16 protein-coding genes are annotated in these 20,387 nt (G+C 49.3%); 6 read left to right on the top strand and 10 right to left on the bottom strand.

Features of this window, described 5'->3' with window-relative positions:
- The first annotated feature begins 106 nt into the window (after positions 1–106).
- Entirely contained in the window at positions 107–472 is a 366-nt protein-coding gene (locus tag ACUVQO_RS08660; protein WP_445925489.1) for a metal-sensing transcriptional repressor, read from the top strand.
- A 71-nt stretch (positions 473–543) separates the two neighbouring features.
- On the opposite strand, the gene ACUVQO_RS08655 is transcribed toward ACUVQO_RS08660, so the two are convergent.
- From ACUVQO_RS08655 to ACUVQO_RS08640, 4 genes are all read right to left on the bottom strand, one after another.
- Positions 544–1,404 (bottom strand): hypothetical protein, encoded by an 861-nt coding sequence (locus ACUVQO_RS08655; RefSeq protein ID WP_445925488.1) that lies wholly within the window; start codon positions 1,402–1,404, stop codon positions 544–546.
- Between the two features lie 47 nt (positions 1,405–1,451).
- Positions 1,452–2,051 (bottom strand): DUF1517 domain-containing protein, encoded by a 600-nt coding sequence (locus tag ACUVQO_RS08650; RefSeq protein ID WP_445925487.1) that lies wholly within the window; start codon positions 2,049–2,051, stop codon positions 1,452–1,454.
- Between the two features lie 49 nt (positions 2,052–2,100).
- Complete coding sequence (locus ACUVQO_RS08645; RefSeq protein ID WP_445925486.1) at positions 2,101–2,463, bottom strand: glycosyltransferase family 2 protein; 363 nt, start codon at positions 2,461–2,463, stop codon at positions 2,101–2,103.
- Between the two features lie 457 nt (positions 2,464–2,920).
- Positions 2,921–3,379 carry an SRPBCC family protein gene (locus ACUVQO_RS08640; RefSeq protein ID WP_445925485.1) on the bottom strand — a complete coding sequence of 153 codons (459 nt, stop codon included), beginning with the start codon at positions 3,377–3,379 and terminating at the stop codon, positions 2,921–2,923.
- 61 nt (positions 3,380–3,440) lie between these two features.
- On the opposite strand from ACUVQO_RS08640, the gene ACUVQO_RS08635 reads away from it, so the two are divergent.
- Both ACUVQO_RS08635 and ACUVQO_RS08630 read left to right on the top strand, forming a co-directional pair.
- The gene (locus ACUVQO_RS08635) at positions 3,441–7,514 is read left to right on the top strand and encodes a GAF domain-containing protein (RefSeq protein WP_445925484.1); all 4,074 of its coding nucleotides are present in this window, start codon (positions 3,441–3,443) and stop codon (positions 7,512–7,514) included.
- A 333-nt stretch (positions 7,515–7,847) separates the two neighbouring features.
- Positions 7,848–8,999 carry a hybrid sensor histidine kinase/response regulator gene (locus ACUVQO_RS08630; RefSeq protein WP_445925483.1) on the top strand — a complete coding sequence of 384 codons (1,152 nt, stop codon included), beginning with the start codon at positions 7,848–7,850 and terminating at the stop codon, positions 8,997–8,999.
- A gap of 68 nt (positions 9,000–9,067) precedes the next feature.
- Here the strand turns inward: ACUVQO_RS08630 and ACUVQO_RS08625 are convergent, their stop codons facing one another.
- From ACUVQO_RS08625 to ACUVQO_RS08610, 4 genes are all read right to left on the bottom strand, one after another.
- Positions 9,068–9,703, bottom strand: a complete 636-nt coding sequence (locus ACUVQO_RS08625) for a pentapeptide repeat-containing protein (protein WP_445925482.1) — start codon at positions 9,701–9,703, stop codon at positions 9,068–9,070.
- A gap of 212 nt (positions 9,704–9,915) precedes the next feature.
- Positions 9,916–11,334: a DICT sensory domain-containing protein gene (locus tag ACUVQO_RS08620; protein WP_445925481.1), complete on the bottom strand. Its 1,419-nt coding sequence runs from the start codon at positions 11,332–11,334 to the stop codon at positions 9,916–9,918.
- 100 nt (positions 11,335–11,434) lie between these two features.
- Positions 11,435–11,740 carry an alpha-glucosidase C-terminal domain-containing protein gene (locus ACUVQO_RS08615; protein WP_445925480.1) on the bottom strand — a complete coding sequence of 102 codons (306 nt, stop codon included), beginning with the start codon at positions 11,738–11,740 and terminating at the stop codon, positions 11,435–11,437.
- Positions 11,741–11,812: 72 nt separating this feature from the next.
- Positions 11,813–12,376, bottom strand: a complete 564-nt coding sequence (locus tag ACUVQO_RS08610) for an alpha-amylase family glycosyl hydrolase (RefSeq protein ID WP_445925479.1) — start codon at positions 12,374–12,376, stop codon at positions 11,813–11,815.
- 85 nt (positions 12,377–12,461) lie between these two features.
- Here ACUVQO_RS08610 and gatA point away from each other — a divergent pair, with 85 nt between their 5' ends.
- From gatA to ACUVQO_RS08595, 3 genes are all read left to right on the top strand, one after another.
- Positions 12,462–13,913 (top strand): Asp-tRNA(Asn)/Glu-tRNA(Gln) amidotransferase subunit GatA, encoded by a 1,452-nt coding sequence (gene gatA / locus ACUVQO_RS08605; protein WP_445925478.1) that lies wholly within the window; start codon positions 12,462–12,464, stop codon positions 13,911–13,913.
- Positions 13,914–14,129: 216 nt separating this feature from the next.
- Positions 14,130–18,005 (top strand): magnesium chelatase subunit H, encoded by a 3,876-nt coding sequence (gene bchH, locus ACUVQO_RS08600; protein WP_445925477.1) that lies wholly within the window; start codon positions 14,130–14,132, stop codon positions 18,003–18,005.
- A gap of 186 nt (positions 18,006–18,191) precedes the next feature.
- Positions 18,192–18,668 carry a tetratricopeptide repeat protein gene (locus ACUVQO_RS08595; RefSeq protein ID WP_445925476.1) on the top strand — a complete coding sequence of 159 codons (477 nt, stop codon included), beginning with the start codon at positions 18,192–18,194 and terminating at the stop codon, positions 18,666–18,668.
- A gap of 50 nt (positions 18,669–18,718) precedes the next feature.
- Here ACUVQO_RS08595 and ACUVQO_RS08590 read toward each other — a convergent pair whose 3' ends face one another.
- On the bottom strand, positions 18,719–19,354 hold the full coding sequence (locus ACUVQO_RS08590) for a Crp/Fnr family transcriptional regulator (protein ID WP_445925475.1): 636 nt from the start codon (positions 19,352–19,354) through the stop codon (positions 18,719–18,721).
- A 269-nt stretch (positions 19,355–19,623) separates the two neighbouring features.
- Positions 19,624–20,367 carry a phycocyanobilin:ferredoxin oxidoreductase gene (locus ACUVQO_RS08585; RefSeq protein ID WP_445925474.1) on the bottom strand — a complete coding sequence of 248 codons (744 nt, stop codon included), beginning with the start codon at positions 20,365–20,367 and terminating at the stop codon, positions 19,624–19,626.
- Positions 20,368–20,387: the final 20 nt, after the last annotated feature.

Below are 20,387 nucleotides of genomic sequence, written 5' to 3'. Positions count from 1 at the left end.
CTTATCCAGGGGCATCGGATTGAGATCAGGTAGGGTTTACCGAATAGAGTAGGGTCTCAACTGAAGGGGCTAAAATCTAATACAAACACAATAGGTTCAACATTAGATGGCCACTTCTGAACTACGAACTTCGGCGGATGCAGACTCCTTTGAGGACGATTTTTCTGTTCTCCGTGATCACGGCCCCCATGCCCATCCCCACGTCCATACCGAGGAGTCGATGCGGCGGATTGTGAATCGGTTATCTCGGATTGAGGGCCACATTCGCGGCATTAAGACAATGGTTCAGGAGAATCGAGCTTGCCCAGATGTATTAGTGCAACTGGCCGCTGTTCGAGGTGCCATTGATCGCGTGTCTCGAATTATTCTGGACGAACATTTGACCCAGTGTATTGCCCGTGCGGCTCAGGAAGGCAATATTGAGGCGGAGATTGAGGAGTTGAAGGCAGCGCTCGATCGCTTCCTGCCCTGATAAGTTGAATCAGGAGGGGAGTAAAATCATAAGGAATTAGCCCCCGAGCAGACTGAACTTATTAGATAAACTTACCTGCGTCTACCGCCAACACTACGGGTGCGGGAAGAGCTGCCAAAACCACTGCGGGGGGTACTCCGGTAGGTTCCTGTAGATCGATTCGAGCGACGCAGGGTATTCGTGCCGTAGCCAGATCCGGTAGATCGATCGCCCAATTGACTACCAATCCGATTCGAGTTTGAAGTCCTCAAATTGCCTGTAGTGCGGAATGTTTGCCGATTTCGTACTTCGGCAGGGGGGGCATTGTAGCGCTGACGGTAGTTGTTCACAGCCACATCATAGGTTCTGCCGTAACCGCCATAACCAGTCATGATGCCACCGGGTTGATAGACGGGCGGGAAATAGTAATGAGGCGTAAATAGTAAATTCCCCAGTGCTTGACCTGCCAATGCTCCAGCAAAGGGTGCCCAGAAACCGGAATTTTGCCGTACTACCACGGTTTCTGTTTGACCTGTTTGGGGGTTGGTGACGTTTTCGGTAACGTTGTGGACGTATTCAATTTTGAAGTCCTCGGTCAGGTGCAGGGAGGGTTGATTGTTCTCAATTTTTAGATAACTCTTTTGTCCCTGAGCAATCTCCTCGTCCGTTAGCCGGGCCATTGGCAAGTTAGTCGTGCGATAGGTAGAAGAATCACCCGGTTTGGTATTCAAGACCATCACCGTATATTCTCCGTCCGCATCGTTATATGTCACTTGCTGAACGGGATATTGACCATTCGATAAGTGGTTTTGTGGCATCTGAGCACTGGTAGATTCGGCTCTAGACTGGTTAGAGTACGGGCCGCTGGCTGAAGGAGATCCTTCGCAAGCGATCGTGGATACGGCTAGAGTCAGTACCATCAGAGAAATAAGTAGTCGGCGAAGCATATTCATGGTTTGTGCAGGTGACGGTATTCAGAATAGCAAGAGTGTCGCAAGGATTACAGAGGAATGAGTTCTGGAAAGTTGAGCATCAGTTGGTCAGAGGTGAGTTCATCCCCTAGCTGAGCGGGTGAGAAGTGAACTTGAACTGCCCGTAACCGACCTTGATAGTGCAAATTGATCAGCGCTTTCAGTCCGGCTTTCAGAGCATTGATGTTGGCCAGATCGGTTTCCAGTTGGGGGGCTTCGCCTTCAAAGGCTACCGTGATCATGACCACCAGATTTTGGGTGAGCGGAATCGACAAGGAATCCTCAGTGCCGCTGCCCATGAGTTCAGTACCACTGCGATACCGTTGGGCTGAATCGGTGAACAATTCTTCTACAAAATCGCCTGCTTCCCCCTCATCCCAAAACACATCCCCTTCATTGGCCGCAGATTGCCAGTAGATGTCGTACTGCAACAAGCCCTGGCAGATTTCGACCAGCCCCTCACCAACGGCTTGCAAGTCTCCTTCTTGCTCCATTGCCTGTCGGGCTGCACGGTTAAGAATGCCCAACAAAGGAGCCACTTCCTTACCGGCCAGATGGATAAATAGACGGCAGACCACAAATCGGGCTCTGCCACTGAATTGATTGAAGCGATCGCGCCAAGAACTCATTACTTTTGTAGCCTCCTGGAATAGGCCAGATCACGGATCTCGTAAAATCCTATCTCCACTCTAAAGAAGTGCTACAGAATTGTGGGGTGGATTTCTCTCCTACCGTTTGCGCCAATACTTCTGGGTGCAGAAAATCATCACTATCCAGCCAGCCTAGATAGATTCCCTGGGTCTGAGCGATCGCCGCACTCAAGGCCGCTACCCGTCCCCGATGCTCTGCGCTCACGACCCGTACTCTGGAATCCTGACGAGCGTAGTCGTGTGCCAGTTCAACCGAACCATCTGTGGAGCCATCATCCCAGATCAGCAACTCAAAATTTGACCACGTCTGTTTCAGCATACTGGCGATCGCATCTCCCAAAAACAATTCCCGGTTGTAAGTCGTAATAACAAGTGAAACCAGAGGGCGCATTTCATCTTCCAAATTCTGTGACTTCTTTTAACACTGAATGTCAGGTAGGCAGAGAATTTAAGCCACAATCTTTACTTTGCCGAAATCAATCATCATCAGGAGGATGGACAGAGCTTAGCGTACCCATACTGACAAAGTCAGCGGACACAGGCTCAATACCATCAAGGTTTTCAGTAACCTGTGTCGGCAGGTTTTCTCCGGATAGCTGCGACTTCAATCGTCAGGGTGACAAAGAGACAGGCCTTTAAAACATTCTCTAAAACTTCCTAACCTGGTCGGCTGACAAAACTCTCTCGCCCTCACCCCCAATCCCTCTCCCAGAGCGGGAGAGGGGAGATTCGATTCCAGTTCCCTCTCCCAAGTTGGGAGAGGGCTAGGGTGAGGGTGGTTCGGGCGCCAACGCAAAAGATTTGTCAGTCGATCAGTTTCCTAATTTTTTACCTCAACTCTTAACTTTTCACTTTCCACTCAAGTAAATTTCCTCTGCGACCTGCTTCAGGCGGCGGAGTTGGGCTTGCATATCTTGCTGTGTCCAGTGGGCAGCGAAGGTGTTGAAGCCAAACTGTACCACAGGGTTGGGAATTGTGAACTCAAAGCGATTGACCAAACGAGTGCTATCTAGCTCAGGGTTGCACTCCCAGCGATCGCGGCCTGTAAAAAAGCCCTTAAACCCCCAGACAATCAAACCCGGTTCTCGCTCGATCACCACACTGGTTAACGTGGGCTGCCAGAAGGGAAATTGGATTACGAAGCGGCTCTGGCTACCAATCTGAGTTGACCACTCTCCAATCGGCTCACAGCGTAAGGCAGGATTAAGCCAGCGATGCATCAGATCCAAGTCAGTCAGGCATTTTTCAACCACGATCGCACTAGCTTTGATGGCAATGGACTGTTCAAAGGTTTGGTAAGCAGACATGAAGCAGCAAAGAGAGAAAATTTAATATATATTAACAAATGTAGCTGACTGACCAATAACGATGAACGATAACCTTCAGGCCAAAAATCGAGAGTTAGAGCAGCAACTCCGCCAATGTCAGCAGGAACTCCAGCAAGCGAAGGCTGCTCAACAACTGGCAGAAAGTCGTTTAGCTGAGGAACGACAGCAGTTTCAGCGATCGTTGCAGCACAGTGAAGCTGAATGTCAACGGGTTAAAGCCGCTTTACACATTGCCAATAACGAAATGCAAGCTCTCTTTACCGCAATGGGTGATCTGGTGCTGATACGAGATGCTGAAGGACGCTGTCTTAAAATTCTGACTTCCAAAAATCATCCACTGTTGTATCAGCGTGCTGACTTCATGATAGGGCGCACTCTCCATGAAGTTTTTCCGCAGAATCAGGCAGACCTGATATGGAATGGCATTCAACAGGCACTAACTCAGAGCCAGCTTGTGAAAATTGAATATTCCCTATCGATTCAGGAACAGGAAATTTGGTTTGATACCACCATTTCTCCCCTTCCTAATGGCACTGTGCTGTTGGTAGACCGTGATGTCACCCATCGTAAGCAGGCTGAATTAGCCCTAAAACAGAGAGTTGAGCAAGAGTCAGCTCTCAACCGGGTTGTGCACATGATTCGTAACTCTCTTGATCTGAACACCATTTTTACAACAGCGGTGTGTGAAGTTGGGGAAGTACTGCAGATTTATCAGGCAGATATCGTCCGCTATTTGCCGGAAAGGGAAATTTGGCTAAATGTGGCCGACTACCGCCGCTATCCTGAAATGCCATCTGGGCTGGGGCTGGAAATTTCCGATGTAGGCAATTCAATTGCGGCTCAGCTAAAGCAGGGCCAAACTGTCGAAATTGAAGACTATCAACAGTATGACGATCAAGCGAACCTTCCTCTCAAGACTATTTATACCTATGGTGGCAACTGGCTGCATATTCCTCTCTGGGGAGAGAGACAAGTCTGGGGATGTTTGAGTTTGAACCGGGCAGTGGGCCAAAAATGGCAGTCTGCAGAAATTGAGCTGGCCCGTGCCGTAGCGGATCAATTAGCAATCGCCATTCAGCAAGCCAACCTGTATCAACAGGCTCAGCATGAATTGGCAGAACGGCAGCGAGCAGAGGTAGCTCTACAACAATTGAACCAGGAACTGGAACAACGGGTACACCAGCGCACCACCCAACTGCAGCTGGCCCTTTCAACCGCTGGCATGGGGTTATGGGAATGGAATATGTTGGACGACACTCAGGTTTGGTCATCGGAGAACTATGCCCTGCTAGGTTTTTGCACCGATGAACAGGGGCGAGTCCTGGATCTGGATGGTACGGTATTAAGTCCCTACCCCACCTATTCGTTGTTCTTAGAACGGGTGCATCCAGCAGATCGAGAATCCCTGATTCAAGCTCAAGATCAAGCACTGGCATCGCGATCGCTTTACGAGCATGAACATCGCGTAGTATTTCCGGATGGCACGATCGGATGGCGCTATAGCCGGGGTTCCTATTTGTTCGATCAGCAGGGACAGCCTTTTAAACTGATGGGCATCTCTATGGATGTCACGCAACGCAAGCAGGCAGAAGCCACACTCCGCCAGAGCGAAGAACAATTCCGCACGTTTTTTGATAATGCTCCGATCGCCATCAGTCTAGCCCGTGTCACAGACTTTCATCTAGAGCAAGTGAATCAGGCATTTCGAAAATTATTTGGGTATAGCAAGGAAGATTTAAAGAGCTTGACGGCTCTGGATATCATTTATCCAGAGGATGTGGATCAGATTGTAGAACTGGCAGAGCAAATGAAACGGCACGAACGTTCCAGTTTCCAGATGGAAAAGCGGTTTATTAAGAAAAATGGCGAGATGCTCTGGGCTTCTGTCACCTCTGCTTTGATCTGCGATTCGGACTGCCAACCACTTTACAGCATTTATATGATCGAGGATATCACAGAGCGAAAACAAATCGAGCAGGCTTTGCGTCGTAGTAAAGCTCGCTTTCAGCGATTGGTAGCCAATATTCCGGGGGCAATTTATCAATTCAAAATGACCGCTGATGGAGTGAAATCGGTTACTTACATGAGTTCTTTTGCCTCTCAGATTTTTGGCCTGGAACCAGAGAAAATTCAGCAAAATCTGGACTTTATGGTCAGCCGCATCCATCCCGATGACCAGGCGACGTTCGAACAGTCTATTCTCTCTTCAAGAGAGAATCTTCACCCCTGGAAATGGGAAGGTCGGTTTATCAGACTCGATGGCGCGATCCGGTGGCTACAGGGAATGTCTAACCCCGAACGACAGCCTAATGGAGATGTGATTTGGGATGGAGTGATTATTGATGTCAGCGATCGTGTCCGGGTGAAGCAGGCTCTGCGACAGCAATACAAGCGAGAAAAACTGCTGAGAACCGTCACGCAACAGATTCATCGGGCTATTAATTTGCCAGACATTTTGACCATTACCGTTACTGAAATTCGCCAGATTCTGCAGTGCGATCGAGTCGTCGTTTACCGATTTCATGAAGATTGGGGTGGCAGTTTTATCTCCGAGTCGGTGGGCGATGGCTGGGTCAAACTTGTTGGTGAAGATACCTACACGGTTTGGCAGGATACCTATTTGCAGGAAACACAAGGGGGGCGTTACCGCAATCATGAGAGTTTAGCTGTCCCAGATATTTACGCGGCTGGTCACCATCTCTGCTACATCCAGATCCTGGAACAGTTTCAGATCAGGGCATATCTCGTTGTCCCTATTTTTGTTGGAGACACCCTATGGGGCCTATTGGGGGCCTATCAAAATTCTGGCCCTCGCCAGTGGCAATCCTGGGAAGTAGAATTGCTGGAACAAATTACGAATCCGCTGGCGATCGCCATTCAGCAAGCCGACCTTTACAACCAACTGCAAACCGAACTGGCAGAACGCAAACAAGCAGAGTTATTAGTCAAGCAGCAAGCGACAGCTGATCACTTGATGGCAGAAATTGCCCAACTGATTAACCAATCTTTTCACCTGGAAGAGGTTTTGCAAGCTTCTTTAGAGCAGGTGCGATGCTTCTTGAACGCCGATCGCGTCTTCGTTTACCACTTCCATCCTGATTGGAGTGGCTCCATTGAGCTAGAAGCAACTTCTGGCTGTCAGTTTTCTTTATTGGGAAAAAGCATAACTGACCAGTGCTTTGCGCAGGTGGTAGCCGAGCGGTACCAGCAAGGCTATATCACGATTATTCCCGATGTGCAGCACTCTGATCTGTCCCTCTGTCATCAAGAGTTTTTAGCTCAACTGCAGGTAAGGGCTAGTTTAGTGACTCCCATTTTCAAGAGCGATCGCCTGTGGGGCTTATTAATCGTTCATCACTGCCAAAATGCTCACTATTGGCAGCAATTTGAAGTGGATTTTCTGCGCCAACTGGCAAGTCATATTGGCACCGCCAGCCAGAAAGCTAGTCTGTACCAGCAACTAGCAGGAGAGTTAACCCAAAAAGATGTATTGCTCAAAGAAATTCATCATCGAGTAAAAAATAATTTACAAATCATTTCCAGCCTGTTGCGCATGCAATCTCGGCAGGCTGTAAGTGAGGAGACGATCGCTATCCAATTTCAGGAAGCACAAAACCGGGTACAGTCTATGGCACTAATCCATGAGCATTTATATCAGGCCAATGACCTATCTCAAATCGACTTTAGCGAGTATTTACACACGTTGGTTAATAATCTATTTCGGTCTTATGGAGTGAGTAAACACATCACCTTAGCGATCGCCACGAATGGTTTAACTCTCACCCTGGATAAGGCCATTCCCTGTGGGTTGATTATCAACGAACTGGTTTCTAATTCACTCAAATATGCCTTTCCCAACGCTCGTCCCGGTCATATCTCGCTTAGTCTCCAGCGAGAGCAACCAGATCATCCGGATGTAGAAGAGCAAATCACCCTGGTAGTAGCCGATAATGGCATTGGCATTCCGGAGGCGGTAGACTGGCAAACCGCCTCATCCCTCGGCTTACGAATTGTGCGTAATCTGGTAAATCAAATGAAAGGCAAACTTGTTCTTAATCGTGACTCCGGGACTGAATTTCGGATCTCATTTCCTCAAACTAGCGATCGCTGTTAATTTTTCAATAAAGCTTTTATCCGATAGACTGACGATCTTGTTTTTATTTGACAGTATTGCTTTTATGGGGGAAGCATTCTAAGATGAAATAGTAATGCTTTTTTTACACTATCACCTTGAAGACTGAAGTCGCAGCTATACGAGGAAAACTTACTAACGCAGGTTACTGAAAACCCTTGACCCCACTGTTTTTGTTTTTATTGTTTACTAAGTCTGCATTGGCAGGCCATGTTGGGGTAGTGGCGGCTTTAACTACCGAGTACTTTTCAAATGCCATTCTAGTACCATGTAGCATCCTAGAGAAATTCTTAGAAGAGCTTAGAGGAGCTAAACATGGATTCTGCTAGGATTTTGATTGTTGAAGACGAGAAATTAGTTGCAGATGATCTTCAAGAAACCTTGCAGGGATTAGGGTACGAAGTATCAGCTTCAGTTGCCTCAGGTGAAGAAGCTTTAGCGAAGATCGCTGAAGCTGTTCCAGATTTAGTACTGATGGATATTCGGTTGGCTGGCGTATTAGATGGAGTACAGACTTCCGATTTAATTCAATCCCAGTTTCAAATTCCGATCGTGTATCTGACTGCAAACGCCGATTGTACCACTCTGGAGCGGGTGAAAGCTAGCCAGCCGTTCGGTTACATTTTAAAACCTTTTGATGAAAAGATTTTGGCCACTACGATCGACATTGCTCTATCTCGCCATCAAGCAGAGAAGGAGATGCGACAAGCCCTATCTACTACAGAAGTAGAGTTACAGAATATCAAACAAAAAGCTCAGAAGCAGTCGGAACATATCTCGATCTTGGCTCACGAATTGCGAAATCCGGTTACTACTATTAAGTTTGCAATTGAAATGTTAATGAATCACAATGTAAATCTACCTGAAGATAAAAGAGAACGCTACATTGAACGCATTCAAAATGCAACTAAGAGCCTGAATAATTTGTTAGAAGATGTCCTCACGCTAGAACGAACTCGTGTAAATAAATTACAGTGTCTCCCTATTCCGATTGAGTTTGTTAGTTTCTGTCGTGAAGTTCTTGAAACCTTCCAACTGTCTTCTGGAGATCTTTATTCTTTTGTTTTCTCTTCAAATGAATCCTATTGTTTAGTCTATTTAGATGATAAGTTACTATGGCATTTGCTGAATAACTTGCTATCCAATGCTGTTAAGTATTCTCCTAAAGGTGGAAATATTTGGCTAACAATCACCTTCACAGCTGAAACGATTAATCTTCAGGTGAAAGATCAGGGCATTGGCATTCCTGCAGAAGCACAGACAACCTTATTTGAACCGTTCCAAAGAGCCAGTAATGTCGGAAAGATTCCTGGCAGTGGGTTGGGGCTGGCGATCGCCAAACAGTGTGTTACTCTCCAAGGAGGAACGATCACAGTAGAAAGTGCGGTAGGAGCGGGAGCAACCTTTACCGTCATCTTGCCGCGACAAAATGCTAGCTATCCCTTGCTGGCAAAGAAACAGAAATAATGATGCATTGCTCATGCATGATTTGCAGACCAAGACTGATGCATAGCCCTAGCCTATTTCTACTTCGTCTAGCACTTATCTAGCACTGTTCCAACCAAACACGTACCAGCCAGATTTACCCCTTCTAAATGAGCGTCTTCTAAATCTGTACACAGTAAGTTTGCTCCTACCAGATTCGCACCAGCCAGATTGGCTCCCTGCAAGTTTGCCTCTTCTAAATTAGCTTCACTTAATAAAGCTCCCTGCAAATCCGCCTGCATCAAGTTCGCCCCTTGCAGGTTGGCACTGGTCAGGTTAATTCCTCGCAAATCAGCTCCCCGCAGATCCACTCCTTGCAGATTTACACCTATTAAATTTGCGCCACTTAAAAAGGCTCCGGCCATGCTGGCTTTGTTCAACTTGGCCTGCATCAAATTGGCTCCCCGCAAATTGGCTCCCCGCAGATCGGCCTCGGTTAAGTCTGCCTGCATCAAATTGGCTCCCATGAGCGTCGATCGCACATCTGCCCCAACTAACTGACTGCCAATCAGGCTCGCTCCTTCCAATGAGGCTCCTGTCAACTTGGCTCCATTCAAATTTGCTCCCATGAGTCGGGCACCGATCAAATTCACGCCCTGCAAATCTTTTCCTGACAGATCGGCTTCTTCCAGATCTATACCAGGAGCGAAATGGAGCTTATCTGTCTGAGAAGTATTGGTCGTCATGGGAGAGAATGTTGAAGGTTAAGACTGGAAGTTGAGAATTGAAAGTTAAGAGTTGAGAGTTAAACTAAGTCCAGCTAGAGAACGGTCGCTTTCCGATCAGAGAAACTCCGGTTTTGAACTTGGAAAGGTTTAAGAATTAAAAGTGGCAAGTGTGAGATGCAGGTCTGTACCCATTAATCCTTAACCTTTTATTCTTAACTATCCACTATTCACTATTTACTATCCACCCTTTGTGCAAACAAATCATCTGCACAGTGGGAATCAATCAGCCATAGGCCAGCAGAAATTTTGGGAGAACTGACAGATAAGTTTAGCCCCTGTTGCAGGCCGCAGACTAACAATGAGAGGGTTTCTACTAGTTTAGGATCCCAGCGGTGGTTTTGTTCCTGCTGACAGTCTGCCAGTGCTTTAGCCATGCATTCTTCAGAACTGAGAGCATCAGCCGCCGATCGCAAATGGGCTAAGCGATGTTGAAACGTTTCCACCAGCCCCAAAATTCTTGACTCCAGAGGAATTTCATCGCCTGCTAAACCACCTGGCTGACCGGAACCATCCCAATGCTCGGTCTGATGGGTAATGATGGTGGCGATCGCTCGTAACTGAGGCATGGTTCGTACCACCTGCGCTCCGGGTACCAGAGGACAACTGGGCGCTTGAGCGAGAGCATCGCTAGAGTAACGACCTGTACCCGGGGCTAGGACTGATTCTGTTTGTTGTAAGGGCGCTAATCGATGCAGCAATCCTGCTAACTTGAGGCGACTAATTTGCCAGATGGGAAGATCCAGAAGCTGCCCCATTGCCTCTGCGAGAGCCGCCACTTCTGCGGCTGCATTGGGATTTCGGGCATCCGCCTGATCGGTTAATTGTGCCATTCGCAAAAATGCCTGCACTTCATTGGACACCAAATTTGTCTCCAGATGGTGCTTAGGCTTCAGCCAAGAGGCTGCTGTACTCGATGCATGGTGAACGGTGTGGGTTTCATGCAAATAATCGACTACTCGCGCCACGATCAGGCCGAGGTCATCTCGCTCAACGGCTTGACCTGCGGTGATGGCTTCTACTTGGCTGAATAATTGCTCGGCTAATGCTGGGTTGTAAGGGCGTAGATGGGCAATCGCCAAGTCGATCGCTTCTTGGACTAGATTGGTTTCAAACGTCCAAAAGCCGTAAAACTTGCGTTCCAGATCGGTTGTGGGCGAGCCAGATTGACCATAATCCGCATCAGAAAGCTCTTGACACAGCACCATAGCTGAATACGTGGGAGCCAAAATCATCAAATGCCATTCCTGGGCCACCGGATCATCCGGGGTGAGGCTGACTAAATCTACGTTCGATCGCTGGCTAGTAGGATGTTCTGCAAAGCCTGCATCGGGAGCAGCCATGATCACCACCCGCTGCGACTTCTCAGCCAGATCCGCGTAGCGATCGGCTTCCTGCAAATACCACTTTCCCCGTTGAAAAGCGGTGACCACTAAGGGTTGACTGCTGCACGTCAGAATGCAATCTTCTAAAGCATGGCAGAGGGCAACCAGCGTGTTTTTGTAGTAAACCCCAAAATTGAGGGGGCGCTTGCCAACCTGTCCTGGTTGATGCGCCATCTTTAACTGGTGGAGTATCGAACCTTCAAGCATGATCGTTCCCCAGGTAGCCCAGATGATTTAACACAATTTCCCTGGCAGGACTTAGTTGATCCTACAAGTTTTCTTCATGTTCTTAACATAAATTTACAATTCAATCAGGAACCAGGAGAGACAAAAGTGGCAGCCGCGATCGGCTTGAACATGAAGCCGAACCACAAACACTTCTAGCCACCCAATACACATCCACGGCGGGTAGGTGCAGGATTAATTGTCCCTCCTCAGTCCATTCATACTCACTGGCTTCAAAAAGCTGACGCTGGGGCTGAGTCTTCAACCCTGTTGCTGCAGGAGTGAGAGTAGCACGACTTGCTTCAGTTCCCACATTGATTGCTACAATCAGTTCCTCAGTTCCCAGGGTGCGGGCAAAAACATACACATTTCCCTCGGCAAACAGCACTCGATAATCTCCAATGCGTAAAGCTAGATGGGCATGGCGCAGTTCAATCAGCCGCCAATGATAAGCAAAAATTTACCCATCCCCATTGGCACTGAGCGGAAAGCCGTGTCGAGAATCGGGATCAAGGCCACCCGGTAAACCCACCTCATCGCCATAGTAGATACCGGGAGCACCCGGAAATGTAAGTAACAACAGGGTTGCCAGTTCCACGCTGGCTCGATCGCCCCCTGCAATCGTCAGTAATCGCGCCATATCATGGCTGACCAGCAGGTTCAGTTGGGTAAGCTGAATCTCCCAGGGATAAAGTTGCAGCAACGCCTGAATTTTTTCACCGTACTCTTTCGCAGATAAGGCTGGATACGGTTCATAGGAACGGCCTTGTACCTGAGCCAAGTCAACCCGATCGCCTGCCGTGAAGGCGATCGTTGGTGCCACAAACAGATAATTCATCACACCATCAAATTGAGTGCCATCTAACCATTGCCGCAAATCACCCCACACCTCCCCGACAAGGTAGGCTTCTGGATTAATTGCCTTCACTCGCCGCCGAAACTCCTGCCAGAATCCTTCAGCTTTAATTTCAAACTGCTTGTCGGTTAGTTCCAGAGTGGGATGCAGATCGAGGGTAGCAACCATTGCCGTCAATCCGGGTAAGTGAGCAGTTAACCTTACAGGCCGTATACTGTTAGGGTTGCAGTGGTAAGAGAAGAAGAGGTTCTGCATGGTATCCATTCGGGAGTTGCATCAACAACTCGTTGGCAAACAGCGATCGGCGGTGGAAATTGCTCAGGAAGCCCTCGATCGCATTCAGGCATTAGAACCTAAACTGCACAGCTTTTTGCAGGTGACGGCAGATTACGCTCTGAAGCAGGCTGCACAGGTAGATGCTAGAATTGCCGCCGGAGAAGAGATTGGCCTGCTGGCGGGAATTCCGATTGGGATTAAGGACAACATCTGTACGCAAGGAATTCCCACTACCTGTGCCTCCCGAATTCTGGAGAATTTTGTGCCGCCCTATGAAGCGACCGTCACCCAAAAACTGATGGCCGCCGGAACGGTGATGGTGGGCAAGACCAATCTGGATGAGTTCGCGATGGGTGGCTCCACGGAAACTTCAGCGTTTCAACTAACGGCCAATCCCTGGGATCTGTCTCGTGTTCCTGGCGGATCGTCGGGAGGTTCGGCAGCGGCAGTGTCAGCCGGAGAGTGTGTGGTGGCGCTGGGATCGGATACAGGTGGTTCCATTCGCCAACCAGCTTCCTTCTGTGGCATTGTCGGCCTGAAACCTACCTATGGTCTGGTATCCCGCTATGGTCTGGTGGCCTTTGCCTCGTCTCTGGATCAAGTTGGGCCATTGGCTCGATCGGTGGAAGATGCCGCGATTTTGTTAGGCGCGATCGCTGGCTACGATCCTAAAGACTCCACCAGCCTGAAAGTCGATATTCCTGACTACACCCAATTCCTGAAGCCTGACTTAAAGGGCAAGAAGGTCGGCGTAATTCAGGAAACCTTTGGTGAAGGCTTGAGTCCCGATGTGGAAAAGGCGGTCAGAGGGGCGATCAACCAACTAAAAGACCTGGGTGCGGAAATCGTCGAAATCTCCTGTCCCCGTTTCCGCTACGGCATTGCGGCTTACTACATCATTGCCCCTTCCGAAGCTTCAGCGAATCTCGCTCGTTATGATGGGGTGAAGTACGGCAAGCGGGTAGAAGATGCTGAAAACCTGATGGAGATGTATACCCGCACTCGCGCAGAAGGTTTTGGCCCAGAGGTGAAGCGCCGGATTATGATTGGCACCTACGCCCTATCTGCTGGATATTACGATGCCTATTATCTCAAGGCCCAAAAGGTGCGAACGCTGATTAAGCAGGACTTCGAGTCAGCCTTTAGCCAGGTGGATGTGCTGGTGTCTCCCACTGCTCCCACAACCGCATTTAAAGCAGGCGATAAAACCGCCGATCCCCTCAGTATGTATCTGATCGACCTGATGACCATTCCCGTCAACTTGGCCGGACTTCCCGGAATGAGCCTACCCTGCGGTTTTGACAAAGATGGAATGCCCGTTGGTTTGCAAATTATCGGCAATGTTCTAAGGGAAGACCATGTGTTTCAAGTCGCTTACGCTTACGAGCAAGCCACCGATTGGCACAAGCAGGTTCCTAAGTTGGTTTAATTGCCAGCACAAAGACCTCGACAGGGCTGACAGGTAAACGGTTGCTTTCAATGAAGGGAAAAATATCCTATCTTATTCAAGGGGGGTAGGAGCAGCTTGATTCTATGCTGATTGAGCATGTCCCTTTTCGTGGAGAGTGGAACTATTGAATAGTGTAAATAGTGTCTTCTCAAGAATCGCAATAGTTCAACTTATTTCTGCGCAAGACCTAGGGCCATGAAGCGAATCGTTTTAATTGCTGGATTTGAGTCCTTTAATGCAGAGTTGTATCGCAAAGCAGCGGAAGTGGCTCAATTGCGCTGCCCGGATCTGGAGATTCAGGTGTTTAGCGATCGCGACTTGGCTGCTGATCCTGTCAAGGTTGAAACTGCTCTTCAGGGAGCCGATGTTTTCTTTGCCAGCCTGATTTTTGACTATGATCAAGTGCTGTGGCTGCGCGATCGCGTTCAATCCATTCCCATCCGCCTCGTCTTTGAGTCCGCTCTGGAACTGATGAGCCTGACCCAACTGGGTAAATTTGCGATCGGGGATCAACCCAAAGGTATGCCCAAACCCGTTCAGTTCATTCTCAGCAAATTCTCCAATAATCGGGAAGAAGACAAACTGGCAGGCTATCTCAGCTTCCTCAAAACTGGCCCCAAACTCCTGAAATACATCCCGATCGGCAAAGTTCAAGATCTGCGTAACTGGCTGATTATCTATGGCTACTGGAATGCGGGCGGTGCTGATAACGTTGCTGCCCTATTCTGGACTTTAGCCGAGAAATATTTGGGATTAACGATCGGGGATATTCCCCCACCCCTGGAAACCCCCAACATGGGTCTGCTTCATCCCGATTATGCGGGGTATTTTGAGTCACCGAGAGCGTATTTGGAATGGTACTACAGTTTTAAGCTTTCAGTTTTAAGTTCTCAGTTAGAGTCCGAGACTCAAAACTCAAAACTTAAAACTCCAAACTCCAAACTCCAAACTCAAAACTTAGAACTCCCCCTCATCGCCCTGCTTCTCTACCGCAAACACGTCATCACCCGGCAACCCTATATCCCCCAACTGATTCGGGCTTTTGAAGCGGCAGGGCTGATTCCCGTGCCAATCTTCATTAACGGGGTAGAAGGTCATGTAGCGGTGCGGGATTGGTTGACCACGGAGTATGAGCAACAGCAGCGGCAGGCCGGAATTAATGAAACACCATCCCTATCCAAGGAAGCGGTACAGGTAGATGCGATCGTCTCCACGATCGGCTTTCCCCTGGTGGGAGGGCCAGCCGGATCGATGGAAGCCGGACGGCAGGTGGAAGTCGCTAAACGCATTCTCAGTGCCAAAAATGTACCCTATTTCGTCGCCGCTCCTCTGCTGATTCAAGACATCCATTCCTGGACGCGGCAGGGAATCGGTGGGCTGCAAAGCGTGGTGCTGTATGCTTTACCGGAATTGGATGGAGCCATTGATACGGTTCCCCTGGGTGGTCTGGTGGGCGATCGCATTTACCTGATTCCCGATCGGGTGCAGCGACTCACTAATCGCCTCAAACGCTGGATTGAGTTGCACCGGACTCCGAAGAGCGATCGCCGGATTGCGATCATTCTCTACGGCTTCCCTCCCGGTTATGGCGCTACCGGAACCGCTGCCCTGCTGAATGTCCCCAAATCCCTGCTCAACCTGCTGCACGCCCTCAAAGCCGAAGGCTACACCGTAGGCGACCTCCCCGAAGACGGCGAAACTTTGATCGAACAAGTCAGCAAAGCCGATCAAGGGCTGATGGGCTGGCGGGCTAATGGGATAACCAGTGAAAAAGACCCTCATTCCTCATCCCATCATCTCATCACCTCCTCATCCCATCGCCCCATCACCACTGTCTCCGTTCGTACCCTGGAACAGTGGCTTGGCTACCTCCGTACTTACTGGATCGAACGCTGCTGGAAATCTCTCACCGATACAGGGATCAAAACCCTGGAAGACCAATTCCTGCTAGGAGGCGTACAACTGGGCAATGTCTGGATTGGGGTACAGCCTCCGTTAGGCATTTCAGGCGACCCTATGCGGCTGATGTTTGAGCGAGATTTAACCCCCCATCCACAATACGCTGCGTTCTACAAGTGGTTGCAGGAAGAGTTTCAAGCTCATGCTGTGGTGCATTTCGGAATGCATGGCACGGTGGAATGGTTGCCTGGTTCTCCCCTTGGTAACACTGGCTATTCCTGGTCAGATATTCTGCTGGGAAATTTGCCTAATCTCTACATCTATGCCGCCAATAATCCCTCCGAATCGATGCTGGCTAAACGGCGCGGCTACGGCGTACTGATTTCCCATAACGTTCCCCCCTACGGGCGGGCTGGTCTGTACAAAGAGCTGGTCGCCCTGCGAGATTTGATCAGCGAATATCGGGAAGATCCCGACAAAAATTACGTCCTCAAAGAAGCCATCTGTACAAAAGTGATTGACACCGGCCTCTATGCCGATTGCCCCTTTGAAGAAGCCAGACAGTTGGGCATCGAGTTTACCGTTGAAAACATTAACCTGTTCACCCAACAATCCTTTAACCGTTATCTCGTCAAACTCTACGACTATCTACAAGTCCTGGAAAATCGTCTGTTCTCCTCCGGTCTACACATCCTCGGTCAACCCCCTGATTCCGATCAACTTAAAACCTATCTCACAGCTTATTTTGCAGAAGACTTACCAGAAGACTTAATCCAGACTATTGTTGAACAACCTGAAACTATTAATTCTGATCTCACTGCCGAATCCAAAATCCAAAATCTAAAATCCAAAATTGAGGATGCGATCGCCATTCGTACTCTCCTCTCCCAAACCACTGACGAACTCACCAACCTATTGCGTGGACTTAACGGCGAATATATTCCTCCTGCTCCCGGTGGCGACCTACTGCGAGACGGCCCCGGAGTATTGCCCACCGGACGCAACATTCACGCTCTAGATCCCTACCGGATGCCCTCTCCGGCTGCCTATGAACGAGGCCGGGAGATTGCCCAGAAAATTATTCAGCAACACCTGAAGGAACACCACAACACCTATCCCGAAACCGTTGCCGTCATGCTATGGGGACTGGATGCGATCAAAACCAGAGGCGAATCTCTGGGGATTTTGCTGGAACTGGTGGGAGCCGAACCTGTCAAAGAAGGCACCGGACGGATTGTGCGCTATGAATTAAAACCCCTGGCTGAAGTTGGCCATCCCCGCATCGACATTCTCGCCAACCTGTCGGGCATTTTCCGGGACAGCTTTGTCAATATCATTGAATTGCTAGACGATCTGTTCCGTCGGGCCGCAGAAGCGGATGAACCAGAAGACCAAAACTTTATCCGTAAACATGCCTTAGCGCTCAAAGCACAGGGAGTAGACAATGCCTCTGCCCGTCTCTTCTCCAATCCTGCTGGAGATTATGGCTCACTGGTCAATGATCAGGTAGTCGCTTCTAACTGGGAATCGGGAGAGGAACTGGCACAAACCTGGCAGGGACGGAACGCTTTCAGTTATGGACGGCAGGACAAAGGGCAAGCTCGCCCCGAAGTCCTGCAAACCCTTCTGAAAACGACCAGCCGTGTCGTTCAAGAAATTGATTCCGTGGAATACGGACTGACGGACATTCAGGAATACTACGCCAACACCGGAGGTCTGAAAAAAGCCGCCGAGCAACAGCAGGGCCAAAAGGTCGCGGCGAACTTCATCGAAAGCTTTTCCAAAGACACCACTCCCCGCAAATTGGAAGACCTGCTGCGGATGGAATATCGCACGAAGCTCCTGAATCCTAAATGGGCAGACGCGATGGTGGCTCAAGGTTCTGGTGGAGCTTACGAAGTCTCACAACGCATGACCGCTCTGCTGGGATGGGGAGGCACGGCAGACTTTCAGGACTCCTGGGTTTATGATCAAGCCGCCAACACTTATGCCCTCGATCCAGAGATGGCAGAAAAACTACGGAAAGCCAACCCGGAAGCCTTCCGCAACATTATCGGTCGAATGCTGGAAGCTCACGGTCGCGGCTTCTGGAATGCTGATCCCGAAAAACTCGAACAACTCCGCCAACTCTACAACCTTACTGAAGACGAGTTAGAAGGCGTTACAGATTAATCGTAGGAATAGAAAATTTCAGAGCACACAAGGTTGATTTCAGCCATCCGGCTTATGCCAGTTAGGCCTATTTACGCCCTTTGCCTGGATTTCAGAAATCAAGGATGCAATCTTGCCTATTGTGGGGCATCTTCGTTTAGTCTAGCGAATTGATTTTGTGAACCCAGTCTTTTGCGGAGCATCACTATGGATTTAGCATCCTCCACTACGATGGAATTGAGTTCAAACAGCGGTTCTGCTTCCCACAACATCAGCAATTCTTCGGCCACAGCCCAAACTATTCACCACATTTGGTTCATTCGAGGCAAACTCTTAGCGAAACAGGGTTATCACGAAGCCGCTTTGGCTAGCTTCAAGGCTGCCTTAAGAATTCAGCCCAATCACTTGCAAAGTTGGATCTTTCAAGGAGCAGTACTGGCCCATCTGGGACGCTACCCAGCCGCCCTGGCCAGTTTCGATCGCGCCGTCAGCCTCTCACCCGACAACCGGGAGGCCTGGATTTTCCGTGGCGCAATTCTGGCATCTTTAGGACATCCAACTGAATCCATCTACAGCTACAAACAAGCACTCAAGCTGCAACAGCAGGAAGCGGTGATTTGCAAAGATTATCTACTCTGGATGCCAACCGATATGCTGGCAGGTTTGGTGGATTTGGCCGGGTAGACAAGTTGGTCATGGTACGTGTGCGGTAAAGGCGTTCCGCTGGAACGTCTTTACACCAGGGCAGGGGCTGATTGGAGGATGATGTGACGATCGCCATCCAACTTCAGCCAACCTTCTTCCCTCAACTTGCCAAGGAGTCGGGTAACGGTAACCCGTGTGGTGCCAATGGCACTAGCAAGATGCTGATGAGTTAGTCGCACAGTTAAGCGCGTTCCTTGAGGAGAAGGTTGGCCCACTTCCATTTGGAGTAATAACAGAAATTGCCGTAATCGATCCTCAACTCGACGACAACCAGCCATAGCTAACATCGCCTCTGCTTGCCGTAATCGCCGGGCCAAGTGCTGAAAGACTTCCTGCATCAAGCCAGGATGTTGTTGCAACTCTGCCAGGGTTAGACTCATTAAATCAACATCGGACAAAGCGATCGCCTGGTAAGGATAAATCAGGGAAATTGGCAGGCCAAAGGGCATTGAGGGACAGACCAAACCTAGCAGGGCTTCATCGCCATTTGGGTAGAGGGTATTGAGTTGCACCACTCCCCGGCAAACGATCCACAGATCATTGGGATTCATGGGAATGGACTGTCCAGCACGGAACCCCTGCAGAGTGCGTCCCTGATAGAGTTCCTCCAAAAATTGACGCGGATCGGAGTGCTCGCTGGGAGAAGAAAGAGTCGACTGAAGCATAAAAAACTCTCGTTATGAAGCGATGTCGCCTAGACTACAGCCCTCAGATCAAGAGAAGTTAATTTCCAGGTTGGCTTTAGGTTAAGTTTTGGTCATTTATCATTGGCCATTCGCCATTGGCCATTGGCAAAGGTATCCGGCAGTTAAAACCGCGACTACCCTAACGAAGTCTGCCGACGCAGACTCAATACAATCCAGGCTTTAGTAACCTGCGTCGGCAGGTTTTCTCCGGATAGACGCAACTTCAGTCACCAAGGTGACAAAGAGACTTAACTCTCACCCTCCGCCAGGTCAAACAGAACTGTTGTCATATAATGATCGGCCCATTCTTTGCCAAAAGCTTTTTCCAGAACGCGGCGGGTTTTGTCGTTTTGTTGTTGTTTGGTGCAGTAGTTATGCTGCCCTGCAAGAATTTCAGGAGTTTGTTCCGGGGTAGGACGGGTTGCGATCGCCTGCTGGCAGTGAATGTCTAGAAATGCTGACACGCGATCAACAAAAGCGGCCTCTTCTGTGGCATCTGCCGGACGAATAAACAGACAGAAGTCGGAGAAAATGTCTCCCCAGGGCGGTAAATCACGAGGTTGAGAAAAGGTGGGTGCAGGCAACTGGCTCAGGGCAGATTGATAACCCACTGGTAAGGTGCAAGCAGGATTGATAGGAGAGAGATCGGCGATCGCGACACTGATTTGGCCTCGTCCGCCAACCAGATCCGCGCCAAACATGGGCAAGGCATAGTCAGGACGGGGGAACATCACACAATGTAAGATATCCAGATTGGTTCCCACTTTCGCCAGTTCCAGATGGAGCTTACGGAACTGAGGAGTTTGATAACAGCGATTTTCGATCGTCAGTTTTTCGCCTTCCAATCGCCCTTCCACGTAACCCAACTCGGCGGGTAAAGGATAGGGAGAAAGGTCAAGATGGCGATGCCAGGAGGCTTCGATCGCATCTGCCAGCGATCGAAGAGCAGGATGTAACTGGTCGCGGAGGGGCAAAGTAGAAATGTCCATCATTCAACACTACCAGATATTCG

It is taken from the genome of Leptodesmis sp. (genome assembly GCF_052746595.1).
The sequence above is the reverse complement of the archived record's forward strand: the minus strand, read 5'-3'. Positions and strand labels throughout refer to the sequence as shown.

Coding starts and splice junctions, on each gene's coding strand:
- ACUVQO_RS08660 (WP_445925489.1), top strand. CDS start 107: ATGGCCACTTCTGAACTACGAACTTCGGCGGATGCAGACTCCTTTGAG.
- ACUVQO_RS08655 (WP_445925488.1), bottom strand. CDS start 1,404: ATGAATATGCTTCGCCGACTACTTATTTCTCTGATGGTACTGACTCTA.
- ACUVQO_RS08650 (WP_445925487.1), bottom strand. CDS start 2,051: ATGAGTTCTTGGCGCGATCGCTTCAATCAATTCAGTGGCAGAGCCCGA.
- ACUVQO_RS08645 (WP_445925486.1), bottom strand. CDS start 2,463: ATGCGCCCTCTGGTTTCACTTGTTATTACGACTTACAACCGGGAATTG.
- ACUVQO_RS08640 (WP_445925485.1), bottom strand. CDS start 3,379: ATGTCTGCTTACCAAACCTTTGAACAGTCCATTGCCATCAAAGCTAGT.
- ACUVQO_RS08635 (WP_445925484.1), top strand. CDS start 3,441: ATGAACGATAACCTTCAGGCCAAAAATCGAGAGTTAGAGCAGCAACTC.
- ACUVQO_RS08630 (WP_445925483.1), top strand. CDS start 7,848: ATGGATTCTGCTAGGATTTTGATTGTTGAAGACGAGAAATTAGTTGCA.
- ACUVQO_RS08625 (WP_445925482.1), bottom strand. CDS start 9,703: ATGACGACCAATACTTCTCAGACAGATAAGCTCCATTTCGCTCCTGGT.
- ACUVQO_RS08620 (WP_445925481.1), bottom strand. CDS start 11,334: ATGCTTGAAGGTTCGATACTCCACCAGTTAAAGATGGCGCATCAACCA.
- ACUVQO_RS08610 (WP_445925479.1), bottom strand. CDS start 12,376: ATGGTTGCTACCCTCGATCTGCATCCCACTCTGGAACTAACCGACAAG.
- gatA (WP_445925478.1), top strand. CDS start 12,462: ATGGTATCCATTCGGGAGTTGCATCAACAACTCGTTGGCAAACAGCGA.
- bchH (WP_445925477.1), top strand. CDS start 14,130: ATGAAGCGAATCGTTTTAATTGCTGGATTTGAGTCCTTTAATGCAGAG.
- ACUVQO_RS08595 (WP_445925476.1), top strand. CDS start 18,192: ATGGATTTAGCATCCTCCACTACGATGGAATTGAGTTCAAACAGCGGT.
- ACUVQO_RS08590 (WP_445925475.1), bottom strand. CDS start 19,354: ATGCTTCAGTCGACTCTTTCTTCTCCCAGCGAGCACTCCGATCCGCGT.
- ACUVQO_RS08585 (WP_445925474.1), bottom strand. CDS start 20,367: ATGATGGACATTTCTACTTTGCCCCTCCGCGACCAGTTACATCCTGCT.